We start from the raw sequence: 17,478 nt of genomic DNA on the forward strand, positions 1-17,478 counted from the left end.
AGGGAAAAACCGACTGCAACGCCGCGCACATAGCGTGTATTACTCGCAACGGCAAGCACGCCGATGACGCGAATGCGTTGATCTTCAACTAAAATACGCAGTGCTTGCTCTCCTGGCCCCTGTCCCCATGTACCATTATCATCCAACATGACAATGACAGGATCGTGCGCTGCTAAAAGGATGAGTTCGACAATTTCTGTTCCAGCTAAGGGGGTTGGATTTCCGGCGGAGCGAGAAATCACGCGTGCTCGAATGATTTTTGCAGCCTTTTCTAGCGCTCTTTGCGCGATCTCGTCGCCATCTGTTACAAGGATTACCCGTGGGCGCTTTCCTTGCATGAGCGCTGACCTCCTTTGCTTTAGCCGCGCGCGCGTGCAAACAGTGCGGTCAGAAATCCAAAGATAATCGCCGCAGAAATTCCTGCACTTGTCACTTCAAAGATCCCTGTAATAAGCCCAATAATTCCATATTGTTGGGCTTCTGCCATTGCGCCATGAACCAGTGCATTGCCAAATGAAGTAATAGGCACCGTAGCTCCAGCTCCGGCAAATTTGATCAGTGGGTCGTACCACCCTAATCCATCGAGTACAGCACCACCAACAACAAGTATCGTCATAACATGGGCAGGAGTGAGTGTCGTAAGGTCAAGGAGAAGTTGACCGATTACGCAAATGAGACCTCCTACCACAAATGCAGTGAGAAAAAGGATCGGATGTGGCAAGGGTTCATCACCTCACGAAAGATTTTCTGCTTCAAATGTAACTGCGTGCGCGATACACGGAATGGTTTCACTTTGTTGTGCACTCACAGTAGAAAGTAACGCCCCTGTTGCCACAACCAAGATGCGCTTCCATTCCCCTCTCTGTATACGGCGCAACAAATGGCCAAATGTCACACATGCACAGCAGGCAGGACCACTGCCCCCACTAAAAACTTCCGGTTGGTCTTCATGATACATAAGGATGCCACAATCGGAAAAACGCTCATCCAGTTCAATCCCCTGGTGTTTTAATAATTCTCTCGCAATCGGGTGGCCGACTCGGGCTAAATCCCCTGTGGCGATAAAATCATAGTCATTTACAGTAAGCCCCGTGTCGCGAAAATGCGCCACAATCGTATCTGTCGCTGCGGGGGCCATCGCTGCCCCCATTTCCCAAGGGCTTTTTACCCCAAGATCAAGCACTTTCCCAATCGTTGCATAGCGAACGATAGGACCGTTTATGCCATGACCAATTACTGCAGCTCCTGCACCGGTGACTGTACAGTGAGCAGTAGGCGGCTTTTGACCGCCATATTCCGTAGGATAACGAAATACGCGCTCAGCAGTACTATTGTGGCTACTTGTGCTTGCTAAGGCATATTTAGCAGCCCGTGCATCGACCAGTAGCGCACTGAGCGCAACAGCTTCCATACTTGTTGCACACGCGCTGTAGATTCCTAGTAAAGGTTTTCCATTTGTTCGTGCGGCAAAATTTGCAGAGATAATATGGGGCAATAAATCTCCAGAAATTGAAACATCCACGCTTTCCATGGATAATCCAGCTTTTTGAACTGCCATTTCTTGGGCTTGCTCGAGGAGTTTTCGTTCGGCTTTCTCCCAGGATTCTTGTCCGAGATAAGGATCGGTGAAAACTAAGTCAAATTCCGTTCCAAGCGGACCTGCCCCCTCTTTTTCACCAACAGCCGTCCCGGTCCCAAGTACGCGGGGACGCGAAGTAAACTCCCATGTCTGCTGACCAATCAGCACATCCTCGCCTCCCTTGCGTTGAACTCGGCATATACGGTTTAAAGATGTAAAATCAGATAGCGAGCGAGTCCAACAAAAAATGCGGCGACAACGCCAAACACGATGACAGGGCCAGCAACTTTGAACATATTAGAGCCGATCCCCACAACATAGCCCTCAGTTTTGTGTTCAAGCGCAGCTGATGTCACCGCATTTGCAAAACCTGTTACAGGTACGGCGGATCCAGCCCCAGCCCATTGACTAAACATGTCGTAGAAACCCAGTCCAGTAAATATTGCCGAGATCATGATGAGTACGGCAACTGTAGGATTCCCAGCCATTTTTTCGCTCATATGAAAATAGTGTACAAACAGTTCTTGAATTCCTTGCCCAAGTAGACAAATAGCTCCTCCCGCAAGAAAGGCGCGAAGTGAATTTTTTAAAACAGGACGTGCTGGCTGTCGCCCTTTTAAAAATTGTTGATACTGTTTTTGGCGAGTTCCGAGTTGAGCACTCAAAAGACCCCATCTCCTAACCTCATGGCGTCGTACCTTCGTATCGACACCCTTATGGTTTCCCAATGGGGTAAAAATATGACCCGGAGATCCCGCAAGCGGCCTACAATGACTTATCTGACAACAAAGTTTCACGAATGGTGTGTAAGATGCGCTTTTCCAGGCGAGAAACTTGTACTTGTGAGATTTGCAGCATATCTGCAACTTCTGATTGCGTTTTATCTTTAAAGAAACGCATGTAAACGATGAGCCGTTCACGTTCTGGAAGACGTGATAAAGCGTCGTGTAAAGCAAGTTTGTCAAACCATTTATCCTGTTCTGCATCCGCAATTTGATCCATGAGATAAATCGGATCCCCATCGTTTTCAAAAACCGTCTCATGAATTGAAGCTGGTACGCGCATTGCTTCTTGTGCGAGGACAACTTCAGCAGGCTCAATGCCAAGCGCCTCTGCCACTTCGTTAATTTGTGGTTGTCGTCCCAATTCCTTCGCTAAATCATCGCGCTTGCGTCGAATATGGCGCGCTAATTCTTTTAGCGATCGACTGACTTTCACGGTGTTGTCATCACGTAAAAAGCGTTGAATTTCACCAATAATCATAGGTACTGCATATGTAGAGAACTTTACATCGTATTGCAGGTCAAATTTGTCGACGGCCTTCATGAGGCCAATACAACCAATCTGAAAGAGATCGTCAGGTTCGTATCCGCGCCCTAAAAAGCGCTGCACAACCGCCCAGACAAGGCGTTGGTTGCTAACGACCAGCTCATCGCGCGCGGCGACATCTCCATGTTGGCTATCTTGGATCAGTTCGCGCACGCGATCGTCCGACAATTTGGGATAATCGCGAGCCACTCCGTGCTTCATCGATCCTACACCTCATGATGGGTAGCGCTTTGGGGTGTGCGAATGCGTTTTTTAAAGCGCAGTTTTGTCCCCTTGCCTACCACTGACTCTACCGCAAATTCATCGACAAAAGACTCCATGATAGTAAAGCCCATTCCGGAACGCTCTAACTCAGGTCGAGATGTATAGAGCGGTTGTCGTACCAGATCTAGATCATCAATCCCTATCCCATGATCTTCCACGACAAGTTCTATACTATCACCCAATATCTTGCATTGCAAATAAATATCTCCTTCTATTTCTCCGTATCCGTGGATAATACAATTTGTAACCGCTTCAGAGACAACCGTTTTAATTTCCGTTAATTCTTCCAGTGTAGGATTGAGTTGAGCTACGAAGGCAGCTACGGCCACGCGCGCAAACGCTTCATTTTCTGAGAGGGCAGAAAACGTCATCGACATCGAATTTGCTGTTTTCACTTTGTGACCTCCTTTAAGGCTTTAATCGCAGTCTCGCGATCTTTATAGATCTTCATAATTTTGTGAAGCCCTGACATTTCAAATAGGCGTTCTACTGGCTTTGAAAGAGAAGTTACCACCAGCTCTCCTGAAATCGCTTGCATTTTTTTGTAGCGACCAAGAATAACACCTAGCCCTGAGCTATCCATAAATGTGACACCGCGCAAATCAAGAATGAGACAGTCTACCTTGGTCGCCTCAATCTCTCGATCGAGCGTCCCTCTAACATTTTCAGCAGCGTGATGATCCAGCTCTCCATGGAGTGTGGCGACCATCATCGCCCCTCGATTCATGGTCTCAATTTGCACCTTCATCTTTGCAAGCTCCTTCCTAGCCACTGCAACATGAAACAATCAGTCAATCTGTGTATCAGTTCGCTCTTTAACTGGCAGGTTCCTGCTGATTGACAAAACTAGTTAAAATATCCCCCTTTTCGACAAAAAATTTAGAATGCATGATCTTTTGTCTTGCCACTTTGGCCTCTGAAATCTATGCTATATTAAAACTGAATGAAAGGGGAATGTGTGTGAAATCTGGAGTACCCCAAACACTAGGAGCAAAGATTCGCGCGTTGCGCATTGAACGTGGGCTCACACAGGGTGAATTGACCCGCGGGGAAATTACAGCGGGGCTCATCAGTCAGATTGAATCGGATCGCGTCGCACCTTCTTTTCGGGTGATTCAGTTACTTGCCGAGCAGTTAGGAATACAACCGCATGAACTCATTACCGATGTAGAGTCACGCAATTTACAGTTGCAGATTTTAAAAGAGGCGCGAGATTATTTGCATGTGAAAAAAGGTGAAATTGCCCTTGCCCTATTGCAACAACTCGCATCAAGCCAAAGCCGTTACATTTCAGATGCTGAATTATATTTAGAAATGGCTTATGCAAAACAATTGATCGGACAATTTGATGAAGCCCTCGATCTATATGCAACTGTTGAACATGAAGCGCTATTGCAAAGTGATGCGGTTACGCTTGCCGACTGCATGACGCGGCAAGGTGATTTGTACATGCAGCTTGGAAAGTTACCGCTCGCCCTTTATTCTTATAAAAAGGCGTTGCATTTTTTACAAATGCAACCGAATGCTACTTTTCTCGAAGTATATAATCTGCGCAAAAATATCAGCATTCTCCTTTATCGTGCAGGAAATATCAAACAGGCACTGCATTTTGCGGAGTCATCATTGTCTGATCTTCAGGCTGATGAGCATGCGGAACAACTGGCTGAAACGTACACGATGTTGTCTGTCTTATATGCAGGTTTGACTCAGCGGGACTCTGCACTTTACTATGCGAAAGCGGCGATTTCACAATATGAGAGTCTCAATTTGACGATTGAAGCGCTTGATGCAAGTCTAAATTATGCAATGATTCTTCGTGAACTGGGAGATTGTGAAGCAGCGCTTGCATTTTTGATCCCCGTTCTCGCACATTATTACGATTGGGGAATTCGCGAAGGTCTCGCGCAAGTCTGGTTAGAACGCGGTGATTGTGAATGCGCCTTACAACAATATGACGATGCAAGCCGCAGTTTGGAGCGCGCAGTCGCACTTCTCGCACCAAATACGATCGATTATGCACAAAGCTTGCTCTTACAAGGAAAAATCGCTGCTGCTACCGGTTCCTTTGCAAAAGCGGTAAAAGCGTATGATGAGGCGCTGACCATTTTAGAGAATCAGGAACGGCATGTGACATCCATTCAAATTCTACAGGCACTTGAACAGATCTACATGGAACTTGGCGAACCCAAAAAAGCATTAAAAAGCCGTGAACGCGCGCTCGCCCTCACGGCTAAAACAGAACAGACTCGCTTAATCATGTCTACAATCGCTTAGTGCCAAGTACAAAGAGCGAATGCAACGATCGCCCTAACATTTCAAAAAAGGAAACCTTTTCAATTGAAGATAACGTGATAAGCGGAATTGCAGCAACCACTTTGTCGTTGGTTACAATTTTTGCGTAGCCAGCGACTTGTCCTTTTTTGATAGGCGCAATGAGTGGCAAAAGATCGATTGTTACTTTCCCTGTGATCGAATGGTCCATTTTACTGACTAAAATGCCGACTGGACGTATCGGAGTAACGCCAACTGCTTGTGTCTGTCCGCGTAAAACTGGAGCTAGTGTGACCACCTGACCTTTTGCATAGACGGATTTAATGTCATAGTGGCTAAAAGCATAGTTCATCATTTCTGTCACTTCTGCATTGCGCACAGGAGCCGTCGGTTCACCAAGTACAACAGCAATGACACGAAAATGATTGCGCTTCGCTGACGCAGCCAAACAGTATTTAGCTTCCGAGGTATATCCCGTTTTAATGCCATCCATACCCTGGTAGAAGCGAACGAGTTTGTTCGTATTTACCAACCAAAAGGGTCGATCTGTATGTTTCCGTAAATGATCACTGTACACGCCTGTAAACTGTGGAACCTGCTCATGTTTCATAAGTTCACGCGAGATCACCGCTAAATCATACGCAGACGAATAATGATCTGCAATCGGCAATCCGTTCGTATTCGCAAAATGCGTATTTTTTAAATGCAAAGCCTGTGCTCGTGAATTCATGAGGCGGACAAAGTTCGCTTCTGACCCAGCTAAATGCTCAGCCACGGCAACTGCCGCGTCGTTGGCAGAACTAATTGCGATGCCCTTAAGAAGATCGCGCAGGGTCATCTGCTCACCAGGTTTCAAAAAGATTTGTGATCCTCCCATACTGGCAGCATATTCAGAGGTCCGAATCTGATCTGTAAAGTGTACTTGACCACGATCAATCGCTTCAAAAGCGAGAAGCATCGTCATCACTTTTGTGACACTTGCAATCGGCAAACGTTGGTGTTCATTTTTTGCAAATAAAATGGTCCCTGTATTGGCATCCATTAAAATGGCCGCTTTCGCCTGTGCGGCCAGGGCGACATCAGTCGCTGCACGTGTAGGCATAGTGGGGAAAAGGAGTGTTACGCTAAACAGAACAGCGAACAGCGCGTGACGTAATTTGGGAAATGCATTTTGTCGCTTAAACTTCCACAACGATAACGCCTCCTCATCGCGTAGACAGAGCATGATGAGGTATATTCTTTACGATTGCGCATCTCCCTATGCGAACTCACGAGGAAGTAGCGTTTGTTCTGCGATGCGCAAAATCCCGTCAAGCGTGACTTTTGCATAGTAATGCGGCACCGCTTCCGGCTGTAGCGCACTCCATTTGACAGCTTTCAATAGTTTTTCTTGTGCTCTCCTGGCCTGAGCTTCAGTGCGCGTATAGAGTGTGGCAAGCGGAGCCTCTAGAGTACAGAAATCACCTGGTTGTTTGTGCAGCACGATGCCAACGGCGGGATCGATCGCATCCTCTTTGCGCTCTCGCCCTGCACCCAATTCCATCGCAATTTGACCCAACTGTAAGGCGTGTATTGTTTCAATATAGCCTTCTTGCATCGCATACACTTGCCAAGTTACAGGTGCTTGTGGTAGCACAGGGATATTTTGTGCTTGGTCCCACAATCCTCCCTGTGCTTCAACCATTTGCTTAAATTTCTCGAGTCCTTGCCCGGATGTTAGAGCTGCTATCACATCTGTTTTTGCTTGTTCAAATGAAATCTTTTTTGCAAGATGTACCATTTCTGCTGCGAGTACAACACATATGTCTGTCAGGTCTTTGGGCCCGTTGCCCTTTAAAGTTTGCACTGCCTCATAAACTTCAAGCGCATTACCGATTGAACGTCCTAGTGGCGCATTCATATCCGTGATATATGCCACCACATTGCGCCCTAAGTCTGCGCCAATGCCGACCATAGTTGCAGCAAGCTCAATCCCCTGTTCGATTGTCTTCATAAAAGCGCCTTCTCCTACTTTTACATCCAACACAATATGTTGAGCTCCAGCAGCAATCTTTTTACTCATAATCGAGGACGCAATGAGAGGCAGCGAATCTACGGTTGCTGTCACGTCGCGCAAAGCATATAAGAGCTTGTCTGCTGGTGCAAGATCAGCTGTTTGTCCACAAATCACAAGTCCGATCTGCTTGACTTGCGCCATAAAGTCAGTGACTGATAGAGAAGTACGTATTTGTGCAATCGATTCTAACTTGTCAATCGTTCCACCTGTATGAGATAACCCACGACCCGACATTTTTGCAACTTTGACACCACAAGCTGCTGCTAAAGGGCCTACAACAAATGAGGTTTTGTCCCCTACCCCACCTGTGCTGTGTTTATCTCCTGTAAGTGTCCCAAATTCTGATAGATCAAGTGTTTCTCCGCTGCTTACCATCGCTTCTGTTAGCGCACTGGTTTCGCCTTTGCTCATGCCCTGCAGATAGACAGCCATAAGCCACGCTGCCATTTGATAGTCTGGAATTGCACCTTTCACATAGCTGTGAATCCATGCGGTCAATTCTTCTTTCGTCAATTCATGACCATCGCGCTTACGCGCAATATAGTCCACTGGATGCACGCTTATCTCCTCCAGAGTGCAGAATAAAAACTCGAGCCAACATCCCACTGCACGTCAAAAAAATCAGCGAGTGTAGCGCCTAAATCTGCGAAAGTCGAGCGAACTCCTAATGGTATTTCTTCGTGCATCTCTTTCGAATAGGCGAGAATCGGGACACATTCGCGACTGTGGTCAGTCGAAGGCGTCGTCGGATCACAACCATGATCGGCTGTGATGAGCAGTAAGTCATTTTCCTCTAAACGTTCAAAGAGTTCTGGCAAACGGCGATCAAATGCTTCAATCGCTCGCCCAAAGCCAATTGGATCATTGCGATGGCCATAAAGCATATCGAAATCGACTAGATTTGTAAAAATGAGCGCTGTTTCCTTCGTTTGGTCAAGCGTTAGGAGGGTTTGATTCATTCCGTCTTCATTGCCATTTGTATGAATGCTACGTGTGATGCCATGACCACCATAAATGTCTGCTATTTTCCCAATTCCAATTACCGGAATTCCGTGTTGCGTTAACTGTGTAAGCAACGTAGGTCCAAAATCGAGGGAAAAGTCGCGCCGATTTGCTGTGCGTGTAAAGTGACCTGGCGTCCCTATAAAGGGTCGCGCAATGACTCTTCCCACAGCGTGTTCTCCTACGAGGAGGGTTCGAGCAATTTGACAGATCTCATATAATTCTGCGACCGGGATTACTTCTTCATGCGCTGCAATTTGGAACACACTGTCACCTGAGGTATATACAATGGGGAATCCAGTATTCATATGTTCTTGGCCTAATTCATCGAGAATCACTGTGCCGCTTGCTGGACGGTTACCCAAGGTTTTGCGGTGAATTGCGCGCTCAAACGGCTCCATAATTTCTTTAGGAAATCCGTGTGGATAGGTTGGCAAGGGCGTTCGCAACGTCACGCCAACAAATTCCATGTGACCGTTTGTCGTATCTTTCCCCGCGGATTGAGGAACCATCATCCCGTATGCGCCACGCACGTTTGTTGTGGCGACACCTTCCACTGGGCTAATTTTGCCAAGCCCTAGACGTCCCAAGTTGGGGACGTGTAACCCGCCGAGCACTTTTGCCACATTTGCGAGAGTATTGGCTCCTTCATCGCCATATTCACTGGCATCGGGAGCATGTCCGATTCCTACAGAGTCAAGAACGATGACGATCGCTCGTCGTTGCATAGTTTTCACCTCAATTGCAAAATTTGATGCGATTACGCACGCGGATGACTTTTATTGTAAACTTCTTGCAGGCGACTGCGCGTTACATGTGTATAAATTTGGGTCGTCGAAATGTCAGCGTGACCTAACATCTCTTGAACAGCGCGCAGGTCTGCTCCATTCTCTAAAAGGTGGGTTGCAAAGGAGTGGCGTAAAACATGCGGTGTGATGTCGGATTGAATCCCAGCCATTTTTGCGTACTTTTTTATAATTTTCCAAAAACCTTGACGGGTTAAGGGATCGCCGAGGTGATTCACAAAAAGTTTCGGTTCGCGTAAGTCGCGAAGTAAACGTGCACGAGCTGTCAAGGTATAGGATTCAACAGCCGCTCGCGCTAGATTTCCCATAGGAATGATTCGTTCTTTGGCTCCCTTCCCTAGACACTGAATGAAGGAGGCGGATAAATTCACATCTGTGACCTGAAGAGAGATGAGTTCCGAGACACGCATTCCTGTTGCATATAACAGTTCGAGCATCGCTTTATCACGTAAACCCAAATGTGAATGGACGTCCGGTGCGGCAAGTAAGTCTTCTACTTCTTGTTTTGTGAGGCTATGAGGCAGGCGTTTAGCCTGTTTAGGGGTTTCTAAATCATGTGCTGGATCCCGTGTGATATAGTGTTCGCGCGCTAAAAACTCAAACCACGCCCGCAAACTTGACACATTTCGCGCGATCGTAGCTGCGGCGCGCTGATTGGCACGCATTTGCTGAAAATAATGTAAAAGCACAGTGCGATCGACATCATCAAGATTAGCTATGTTGCGTTCTGTAAGAAACCGGGTAAATGCCACAAGATCCGTTTGGTAGGCGTGTACTGTGTTGGTCGATAACCCACGTTCTACGATCGCATATTGAATAAAGAGGTCAATCATGGCGTCCAATGTTAAAACCTCCTGCGCATACTTCGACAAGTGGTTCTTTTCCTCGTAAACGCGTTATGGCCCCGCCAAGAGATAGGCTGCGATATGTCGCCAGAGAGGAGAGATCCCAGCAGATCCGGAAAGGTCAAACAACAAGTTCTCATTCACATGCGCCAGCAGCAGATACATTGCATATGTCATCGTTAAAAACACAATTCCATTAGCAATCAGTTTCATAAAAACCCTCCTTCGCATGCAATCATGTATGCGAAGGAGGACGGAAACATGCGCACTTTTACCCCACAAGGACACTTGTGAGTGGCGTGTACTCAAGATTTAAACCAGTAGCAACCGCCTCATACGTGACGCGTCCGTTTAATACATTAACCCCTTTTGCGAGCGCTTGATTATCAGAGACAGCTTGTACATACCCTTTATTGGCAATTTGCAGTGCATACGGTAGAGTGACGTTTGTTAAGGCAAGCGTAGACGTACGCGGTACGGCTCCTGGCATGTTCGCAACCGCATAGTGGATTACGCCAAATTTTTCATAAGTTGGATTACTATGCGTAGTTACGCGATCAATCGTCTCAATAGACCCCCCTTGATCGATGGCCACATCGACGATGACAGAACCACGTGACATCTTTTCTACCATCTGTTCAGTGACTAACTTAGGGGCACGTGATCCCGGAATGAGTACAGCACCTACGAGCAAATCTGCAGATGCAACAGCCATTTCAAGATTGTACTCATTAGACATCAGCGTGCGAACACGCCCACCAAAGAGATCATCAAGTTGGCGCAAGCGATCTGCATTGACATCGAGAATCGTCACATCAGCTCCCGTTCCAAGCGCCATTTTTGCAGCGTTTGTACCGACAATCCCGCCGCCTACAATGACGACTTGTCCAGGCATAACACCAGGTACTCCACCGAGTACAATCCCTTTGCCTCCTGCTGGATGTTCAAGGAAATGGGCGCCGATTTGAATCGACATGCGACCAGCCACTTCACTCATCGGCATAAGCAAAGGCAAGGAGCGATCAGGCAATTGGATGGTTTCATATGCAATGGCAACAACGCCACTTTCCATGAGCGCTTTGGTGAGTTCATATTCGGGTGCAAGGTGAAGATATGTAAATAAAATTAAATTCTCACGAAAATATTGATATTCGCTTGGCAAAGGTTCTTTCACTTTCATGATCATCTCAACTTGTTTCCAAACTTCCGCAGCAGTTGTACCGATTTCTGCACCTGCCTTGCGATAGTCCTCATCGAGAAAACCGCTACCGACTCCCGCTCCTGTTTCTACAATTACGCGATGGCCTGCAGAAATCAGTGAACGCACTCCTGCAGGCGTCATGGCGACGCGATCTTCATTATCTTTAATTTCTTTAGGTACACCGATAAACACGAAAGAAACCCTCCTTTTGAAATTCCGCCTGGCAAAAGCGTGATCACTCGTCGAAAAACCGTGCACTTTTGCGGATGAGATCAAGTACAACTTCCATTTCATCCGGCTGCCTTGGGTCGTCGAGTGCTAACTTGTTGACAGAGCGGTACCCACAAACCTTACACTGATGTTCTACCATGTATCCCTTCTTACTATGCATAACTATGCGCAAAGGAATCATGAGGCCTCCACAGTCCGCTGCCCGATCCCCTGGGAACTTGTCCACGTGAAGACTGTGTAAACAATGTGGACAATGGTTGCGACAACCCTTTTGCAGAGGCAGAACTTCAGTATGGCACACTTCGCACACAAAGGATTCATTGATCACGGTAAAGCGTTTCTGCTTCACTGTCCACCCCAACTCTTCTCAATTTATCGTCCTTGGGAGAAGTGGAGCCACGCGAAAGCGTGTGTCGTGGCAGCTGTTTCTAGCTTCCCAGAACAGAAAAGTAGTCCTGCCGCAAGCAGTACAGCGCTGTGGTAGGCTACCCATACAGAATAGCGAAGACTTGATTTTCCGCCACTGTGCCTATGACGGATCAATAACACGCTGACTGTAGCAGCAAAAATAAAACCGCCTCCTGTGAGTATATTCGATGGCGCAATCGCAAGCAAATCAAAATAAAGTCCGCGCCATCCAAACGCTGCAACAAGTGCTAAAAAAGTCAACCCTGTACTTACAGCGCGTAAAAAAAGCAAACTCACGATAAAGGGAGTGCCAATCGGCGTCTGAGCAAAAATCCAGATGACAAATAATAAAATGAATTCTAGCGTCGTTTCTGTAAATGCTCCGTGAACAGGGGAGGTAGAAGGTGAAAGAGAGGAGATGGCCGTGTGAATCTGTACGAGAAAGGAAGATTGCAAAGAGGCAGGAAAGGAAAAGTAAATCACCAATCCAATCGCCACCCCAACGATGTATAAAACTGTAAGAAATGTGCCCACACGCAATCCCTTATTAATCAGAGGTTGCAATGTGATATGTGGTTTAAATGTGCGCGCAGTGCGAAACACTCGGCTCCCCTCCTGTCATACAGTATGACAAGAGTCGTTTAATTAGGACGCGAATGGCTGAGTGCCTAGGTTTTTTGCACCCTCCCATATTGTCCACCATATCCTGGTTCTAAAATGAGTTGGCCAAGACGCGCTTGTCCAATCATTTGCGCTAAAGGTTCACCAATCACTTCTGCAAGCTGCGGGATGGGAACTTCGTTGATAATGTTCATCTCTGTACCAAACTCCGCACATAATTTTTGCATGAGCTTAGGCCCTAGACCAGGGATGAAATGTAAAGGAACTTGGTGAATGTAAGGAGGCCGATGTTCCGGTGAGTGTGGTTGCTCGTAGTCAGCAATCAGCTGTAGACGTTCGGCGACACCAGTTACTGCTCGTTTCGCGCCACAGGCTGGACAAGAACCGTCACCGAATGGGAGCATCGCATGACAAGATGCACAGGCTGAGCGGTGGTATTTCCCAAGGTTAGGGAACATCCCGATATTTGCAAGTAAGCGATTTTCGCCTTGACGCAACAAGGCAGACTGATAAGCCCTAAACGTCGGAGCGGTTAAAGCTGCAATCTGGTATTCACGAGCAATACGTGGTAAAGAATGGGCATCACTGTTTGTTACAAAAGTAAAATGGGCAAGTTCCGATAACCGATCTGCCATCGCAGTATCCGCTGAGAGTCCAAGTTCAATCGCAGATACGAACGCTGGGTCAATCATCTCGCCTAAATGGCGGACACAACGTCCGTATAGTCCTTTATGAGGAGTAAATGCATGATTGACGATCAGAAGCCCGTTTAATTCTTGAATGATTTGACCTAGTGCATTCGCATCCGCATTTTTTATCCGTTGCGAAGACAAGTTAGGATTCGTTTGTTCCTTTTCCAGCCACTGCGCAAATTCGCGCAACGCTTTTAGATCAGGGACAAAGGCACCAAAATGTGCAGCACCACCATAAGGGCCACGAACTTCAATTTCCCCGCCAAGCAGTAGTGTGAGCTCATCTTTGTAGCGCAATCCACCATCTCGCAAAGGAACGAGCGTTCCCAAAGTCACAAGATCTTCAAGCTCATGGAATATGGGTGGAGTGACCGCGTCGATCACGCCTAGGATCTGTATGCCTTTTTGTACGCTCGCAGTGGCAAGGATTCCGTCGATCGTGAGTGATGGAGCGGCCGCAATTTTGATCGCAGCGCCACTCTTAGAACGGCCGATATGCACGTGCCCATCGATATAATAGCGGCTCTGTGCGGTCTTTTGTTGTGTCATCGCTCTTGCAGCCACCACAGGAGGCCAACGAGTGTTTTCGCGTCGGTAATCAATCCCTGTTCGATCCGTGTGCGCACTTCTTTTCGCGTGATACGAATGCAATCAAGAAATTCATCCGCGTCTAATTGCTGTTCTCCCGCTGTCAAATCTTTTGCCAAGTACAAATACATACGTTCATCCGAAAAACCAGGACTTGTATAAAATTGTAAGATTAGCTCAAGAGAAGCAGCGCGATATCCGGTTTCCTCTCGCAATTCACGGTGTGCAGCAACGTCTGTCTGTTCATTCGGCTCAAGTTTCCCTGCGGGCAGTTCGAGTGAAACTTGACCTGTAGCATAGCGAAACTGACGAACGAGCAACACTTCATCTTCAGTGGGCAATGCTAAAATGGCGACCGCCCCAGGATGTTCTACAACCTCACGTGTTGTTTCTTGGCCGTTTGGAAGAAGTACTGTATCAACGCGCAGGCGGATCATCTTTCCCTGAAAAATCTGCAGCGAAGAATTTTTTTGCTCATGGAACTTTTCGTTCATAATCGCAACCTCCGTGACATAAGCGTGACATAAGAAATATCGAGCAGCGGTGTGGCTTAAGGGGGATGACGCAGTGAAGGTATTTTACTATAAGAATAAGTTTGTCGTGTCGGGGCGAGGACAGGATGTGCGCCACTTCATTCATCTGCTCCAATTGCACGCCGATGCAAGATTGTCACTGATCTTAGCAGAGCGTGTAATTTCTCGGCGTGTGCACTCCTTTGTCATTCGTGAATATGCGGGATCCTAAAATAGGAGTAGCTTGATCACATCGTGTAGCGAAGCGGCTGCGACCACGAGCAGGCTAGCTACCTTTTCGATCGCAGCGCCTTGCAACACGAGAAATACAAAAGCGAAGACTTAGGAGCGGCGTTCATAATTGGAAGCAGCCCGAATCATTTCAAGCATGAGCCGAGCAGACCCAATCAAATCATCAAGAGCAATCCACTCTTCTAAGGTATGAATCTGTTGGTAACCCACAGCGACATTAAGGACTGGAATTCCTTTACTTGAAATCACATTCGCATCACTGCCACCTCCCGAATGCACAAACTGTGGAGTCAACCCCATGCGCTGAAGTGCATCCGTTGCGATGTCTCGCAGGAATGAATCTGCTGGTAGTGCAAAAGCTGGATAACTTGCCGTCCATTCGACATCTGCATGAACTCCATAACGCTTCGCAGTGTCTTTTAGCATTTGTGTCATATGTTCTTGTTGAGCGCGCAAACGATCATCGTCAAGGCTGCGTGCTTCAGCAAAAAGTTCAACTAAATCACAAACGATATTGGTGGCAAAACCACCTTTAATTTGGCCAATATTTGCAGTCGTACGGTCATCGATTCGCCCTAAGCGCATATTTGCAATCGCATGACCTGCCACTTCAATGGCACTTACGCCTTTTTCTGGCGCCATGCCAGCATGAGCTGCTTTTCCATGCACAGCAGCACGCATCTTGGCTTGCGCCGGACCCTGCGTAACGATCGAACCGAGCGAGCCGCCTGAGTCAAAGACGAATCCGTAGCTCGCTTTTAATTGCGAACGGTTGAGCGCTTTTGCGCCGAGTAACCCAACTTCCTCACAAACTGTGAACACTACCTCTAAAGGCGGGTGCTCTTCCCCAGTTGAATGAAGTACAGTAAGCAGATGTAAAAGTCCAGCCACCCCGACTTTATCATCGGCTCCTAAAATTGTCTTCCCATCGCTCGTGATTCGATCTGCTTGGCGTATAGGGCGCACTCCGTGTCCAGGTGCCACTGTATCCATGTGAGCCATAAGCAAAACAGTTGCCCATTCAGGGTTACCAGGAACTCGAATAATGAGATTCCCCGAGTTCCCCCCTACAATGTCTCCAGCATGATCCTCTTCAACAGAATAACCCAGTTCTTCGACTGCCCCCCGGATATACGCAGCAACATTTGCCTCTTCACGCGAATGACTTCCAATGGAGACAAGCGTCATAAAGTCCGCAATGAGACGTTCTTGATCGATATTCACAGTGGTGTTCATGCCACTCTCACCTCGTTACAATGGAATGTTGCCGTGTTTTTTACTCGGGCGCACTTCTTCTTTTTGCCGAAGAGATTCAAGAGCGTCAAGTAACTTTTGGCGCGTTTCGCGAGGATCGATGACATCGTCAACCATTCCTGCAGCTGCAGCAATATAAGGATTTGCAAAACGGCGTTTATATTCCGCAATTTTTTCTGCGCGCGTCGCATCAGGATCGCGACTTTGTGCGATTTCTTTTGCAAAGATAATGTTTGCTGCACCTTCTGAGCCCATCACTGCCACTTCAGCAGTAGGCCAAGCCAGTACGAGATCGGCGCCGATTGCTTTAGAATTTAAGGCAACATAGGCACCTCCGTATGCTTTGCGCAAAATCACTGTAATCTTTGGCACGGTTGCTTCACTATACGCATATAAAATTTTGGCGCCATGGCGAATAATTCCTTGATGTTCTTGTTGTACTCCAGGGATAAATCCAGTGACATCTTCAAAGGTAATAATAGGAATATTAAAGGAATCGCAAAAGCGGATAAAGCGAGCAATTTTATCAGATGAGTCAATATCAAGTCCACCAGCTCGGAATTTAGGTTGATTGGCAACGATTCCGACAGGATGTCCAGCCATGCGCGCGAAACCGACCACCGCGTTTTTCGCAAATTGAGGAGCGACTTCAAAAAAATCGCCAAAGTCAACGACGCGTTCAATGATTTGCAACACATTGTATGGTTTTGTTGAGTCTGTGGGCACCAGAGTTAAAAGTTCTTCGTCAGCTTCGCGGCGCTGATCTACTTCACCCACTGGAGGCGCTTCTTTGTGATTTTGCGGCAGAAAGGACAAGAGGCGACGAACACCTGAAAATGCGTCTTCTTCTGTTTTCGTGGCAAAATGAGCGACGCCGCTAATACTCGCGTGCACAACTGCTCCTCCAAGATCTTCTGAACTAATCGATTCTCCAGTTACCGTTTCAATGACTTTTGGACCCGTGATGAACATTTGGCTTGTTCCATCAACCATAAAGATAAAGTCGGTAATAGCCGGTGAATATACGGCTCCACCAGCACAAGGCCCCATGATTACTGAGATTTGCGGCACGACACCACTGTATATCGCATTGCGATAGAAGACTTGGCCATACCCATCAAGAGAGACAACACCTTCTTGAATACGTGCTCCCCCTGAATCGTTTAAGCCGATCACTGGAGCACCGTTTTTAGCTGCCAGATCCATGATACGCGCTATTTTTTGACCGTGCATTTCTCCTAATGCTCCGCCAAAGACGGTAAAGTCCTGCGCAAATACATATACGATGCGCCCAGCGATCTTTCCCCATCCTGTGACGACTCCTTCAGCAGGTGCTTCCATTTGATCCATGCCAAAGTTGGAACTGCGGTGTTCGATAAAAGCACCTATTTCGCGAAAGGTTCCAGGATCAAGTAGCATGTCGATTCGCTCGCGAGCGGTGTATTTCCCTTTTTCGTGTTGGGCTAGGATGCGACGATCTCCTCCGCCACGCTCGATTTTGCTGCGACGATCTTCTAATTCCATTAATTTGTCGTCCACCTGTGCAACCCCTTTACTGCTTGGATTC

The 17,478-nt window shown here is 47.3% G+C and carries 21 protein-coding genes; 2 read left to right on the top strand and 19 right to left on the bottom strand.

Annotated elements, in window-relative coordinates; all coding sequences use genetic code 11:
• The 7 genes from BM613_RS10880 to spoIIAA form a co-directional block, all read right to left on the bottom strand.
• On the bottom strand, positions 1–338 hold a 338-nt coding region (locus BM613_RS10880), incomplete at its 3' end, for a stage V sporulation protein AE (RefSeq protein WP_219930680.1).
• A gap of 20 nt (positions 339–358) precedes the next feature.
• Positions 359–709 carry a stage V sporulation protein AE gene (gene spoVAE, locus BM613_RS10885; RefSeq protein ID WP_109431249.1) on the bottom strand — a complete coding sequence of 117 codons (351 nt, stop codon included), beginning with the start codon at positions 707–709 and terminating at the stop codon, positions 359–361.
• A gap of 24 nt (positions 710–733) precedes the next feature.
• Entirely contained in the window at positions 734–1,747 is a 1,014-nt protein-coding gene (gene spoVAD / locus BM613_RS10890; RefSeq protein WP_109431214.1) for a stage V sporulation protein AD, read from the bottom strand.
• 38 nt (positions 1,748–1,785) lie between these two features.
• Positions 1,786–2,244, bottom strand: a complete 459-nt coding sequence (gene spoVAC / locus BM613_RS10895) for a stage V sporulation protein AC (RefSeq protein ID WP_109431215.1) — start codon at positions 2,242–2,244, stop codon at positions 1,786–1,788.
• A 100-nt stretch (positions 2,245–2,344) separates the two neighbouring features.
• Entirely contained in the window at positions 2,345–3,109 is a 765-nt protein-coding gene (sigF, locus tag BM613_RS10900; protein WP_109431216.1) for an RNA polymerase sporulation sigma factor SigF, read from the bottom strand.
• Positions 3,110–3,114: 5 nt separating this feature from the next.
• Positions 3,115–3,549: an anti-sigma F factor gene (gene spoIIAB / locus BM613_RS10905; RefSeq protein WP_109431250.1), complete on the bottom strand. Its 435-nt coding sequence runs from the start codon at positions 3,547–3,549 to the stop codon at positions 3,115–3,117.
• Positions 3,550–3,563: 14 nt separating this feature from the next.
• Positions 3,564–3,920, bottom strand: a complete 357-nt coding sequence (gene spoIIAA / locus BM613_RS10910; RefSeq protein WP_109431217.1) for an anti-sigma F factor antagonist — start codon at positions 3,918–3,920, stop codon at positions 3,564–3,566.
• A 212-nt stretch (positions 3,921–4,132) separates the two neighbouring features.
• Here spoIIAA and BM613_RS10915 point away from each other — a divergent pair, with 212 nt between their 5' ends.
• Complete coding sequence (locus BM613_RS10915) at positions 4,133–5,446, top strand: tetratricopeptide repeat protein (protein WP_181363071.1); 1,314 nt, start codon at positions 4,133–4,135, stop codon at positions 5,444–5,446.
• Here the strand turns inward: BM613_RS10915 and BM613_RS10920 are convergent.
• From BM613_RS10920 to BM613_RS10960, 10 genes are all read right to left on the bottom strand, one after another.
• Positions 5,433–6,635: a D-alanyl-D-alanine carboxypeptidase family protein gene (locus tag BM613_RS10920; RefSeq protein WP_245926362.1), complete on the bottom strand. Its 1,203-nt coding sequence runs from the start codon at positions 6,633–6,635 to the stop codon at positions 5,433–5,435. The genes BM613_RS10915 and BM613_RS10920 overlap by 14 nt on opposite strands.
• A 66-nt stretch (positions 6,636–6,701) precedes the next feature.
• A complete protein-coding gene (locus BM613_RS10925) occupies positions 6,702–8,057 on the bottom strand; it encodes a thymidine phosphorylase (protein ID WP_109431219.1) in 1,356 nt (451 codons plus the stop codon).
• Positions 8,058–8,059: 2 nt separating this feature from the next.
• Positions 8,060–9,229 carry a phosphopentomutase gene (locus tag BM613_RS10930; RefSeq protein ID WP_109431220.1) on the bottom strand — a complete coding sequence of 390 codons (1,170 nt, stop codon included), beginning with the start codon at positions 9,227–9,229 and terminating at the stop codon, positions 8,060–8,062.
• A gap of 32 nt (positions 9,230–9,261) precedes the next feature.
• The gene (xerD, locus tag BM613_RS10935) at positions 9,262–10,149 is read right to left on the bottom strand and encodes a site-specific tyrosine recombinase XerD (RefSeq protein WP_109431221.1); all 888 of its coding nucleotides are present in this window, start codon (positions 10,147–10,149) and stop codon (positions 9,262–9,264) included.
• Between the two features lie 54 nt (positions 10,150–10,203).
• Positions 10,204–10,365: a hypothetical protein gene (locus tag BM613_RS15105; protein WP_181363072.1), complete on the bottom strand. Its 162-nt coding sequence runs from the start codon at positions 10,363–10,365 to the stop codon at positions 10,204–10,206.
• 58 nt (positions 10,366–10,423) lie between these two features.
• Complete coding sequence (ald, locus tag BM613_RS10940) at positions 10,424–11,545, bottom strand: alanine dehydrogenase (protein ID WP_109431222.1); 1,122 nt, start codon at positions 11,543–11,545, stop codon at positions 10,424–10,426.
• A gap of 43 nt (positions 11,546–11,588) precedes the next feature.
• Positions 11,589–11,933, bottom strand: a complete 345-nt coding sequence (locus BM613_RS10945; RefSeq protein WP_109431223.1) for an RNHCP domain-containing protein — start codon at positions 11,931–11,933, stop codon at positions 11,589–11,591.
• Between the two features lie 23 nt (positions 11,934–11,956).
• Positions 11,957–12,595 (bottom strand): stage II sporulation protein M, encoded by a 639-nt coding sequence (locus BM613_RS10950; RefSeq protein ID WP_109431224.1) that lies wholly within the window; start codon positions 12,593–12,595, stop codon positions 11,957–11,959.
• A gap of 65 nt (positions 12,596–12,660) precedes the next feature.
• Positions 12,661–13,854: an endonuclease Q family protein gene (locus BM613_RS10955; RefSeq protein ID WP_109431225.1), complete on the bottom strand. Its 1,194-nt coding sequence runs from the start codon at positions 13,852–13,854 to the stop codon at positions 12,661–12,663.
• A complete protein-coding gene (locus tag BM613_RS10960; protein ID WP_109431226.1) occupies positions 13,851–14,387 on the bottom strand; it encodes an NUDIX hydrolase in 537 nt (178 codons plus the stop codon). Before BM613_RS10960 ends, BM613_RS10955 begins: the two co-directional genes overlap by 4 nt.
• A 73-nt stretch (positions 14,388–14,460) precedes the next feature.
• Here BM613_RS10960 and BM613_RS15110 point away from each other — a divergent pair, with 73 nt between their 5' ends.
• Positions 14,461–14,637 carry a hypothetical protein gene (locus BM613_RS15110; protein ID WP_181363073.1) on the top strand — a complete coding sequence of 59 codons (177 nt, stop codon included), beginning with the start codon at positions 14,461–14,463 and terminating at the stop codon, positions 14,635–14,637.
• A gap of 110 nt (positions 14,638–14,747) precedes the next feature.
• On the opposite strand, the gene BM613_RS10965 is transcribed toward BM613_RS15110, so the two are convergent.
• Together BM613_RS10965 and BM613_RS10970 are read right to left on the bottom strand one after the other, a co-directional pair.
• Positions 14,748–15,893, bottom strand: a complete 1,146-nt coding sequence (locus BM613_RS10965; RefSeq protein ID WP_109431227.1) for a M20/M25/M40 family metallo-hydrolase — start codon at positions 15,891–15,893, stop codon at positions 14,748–14,750.
• Positions 15,894–15,908: 15 nt separating this feature from the next.
• A complete protein-coding gene (locus BM613_RS10970; RefSeq protein WP_109431228.1) occupies positions 15,909–17,435 on the bottom strand; it encodes an acyl-CoA carboxylase subunit beta in 1,527 nt (508 codons plus the stop codon).
• Between the last annotated feature and the right edge of the window lie 43 nt (positions 17,436–17,478).

It is taken from the genome of Sulfoacidibacillus thermotolerans, from assembly GCF_003144315.1.
GTDB lineage: Bacteria > Bacillota > Bacilli > Alicyclobacillales > SLC66 > Sulfoacidibacillus > Sulfoacidibacillus thermotolerans.

Excerpts from the sequence above, each read along its gene's own strand:
- sigF (WP_109431216.1), bottom strand. The coding sequence starts at position 3,109 with ATGAAGCACGGAGTGGCTCGCGATTATCCCAAATTGTCGGACGATCGC.
- spoIIAB (WP_109431250.1), bottom strand. The coding sequence starts at position 3,549 with ATGTCGATGACGTTTTCTGCCCTCTCAGAAAATGAAGCGTTTGCGCGC.
- spoIIAA (WP_109431217.1), bottom strand. The coding sequence starts at position 3,920 with ATGAAGGTGCAAATTGAGACCATGAATCGAGGGGCGATGATGGTCGCC.
- BM613_RS10930 (WP_109431220.1), bottom strand. The coding sequence starts at position 9,229 with ATGCAACGACGAGCGATCGTCATCGTTCTTGACTCTGTAGGAATCGGA.
- BM613_RS15105 (WP_181363072.1), bottom strand. The coding sequence starts at position 10,365 with ATGAAACTGATTGCTAATGGAATTGTGTTTTTAACGATGACATATGCA.
- BM613_RS10955 (WP_109431225.1), bottom strand. The coding sequence starts at position 13,854 with ATGACACAACAAAAGACCGCACAGAGCCGCTATTATATCGATGGGCAC.
- BM613_RS10960 (WP_109431226.1), bottom strand. The coding sequence starts at position 14,387 with ATGAACGAAAAGTTCCATGAGCAAAAAAATTCTTCGCTGCAGATTTTT.
- BM613_RS10965 (WP_109431227.1), bottom strand. The coding sequence starts at position 15,893 with ATGAACACCACTGTGAATATCGATCAAGAACGTCTCATTGCGGACTTT.
- BM613_RS10970 (WP_109431228.1), bottom strand. The coding sequence starts at position 17,435 with ATGGAATTAGAAGATCGTCGCAGCAAAATCGAGCGTGGCGGAGGAGAT.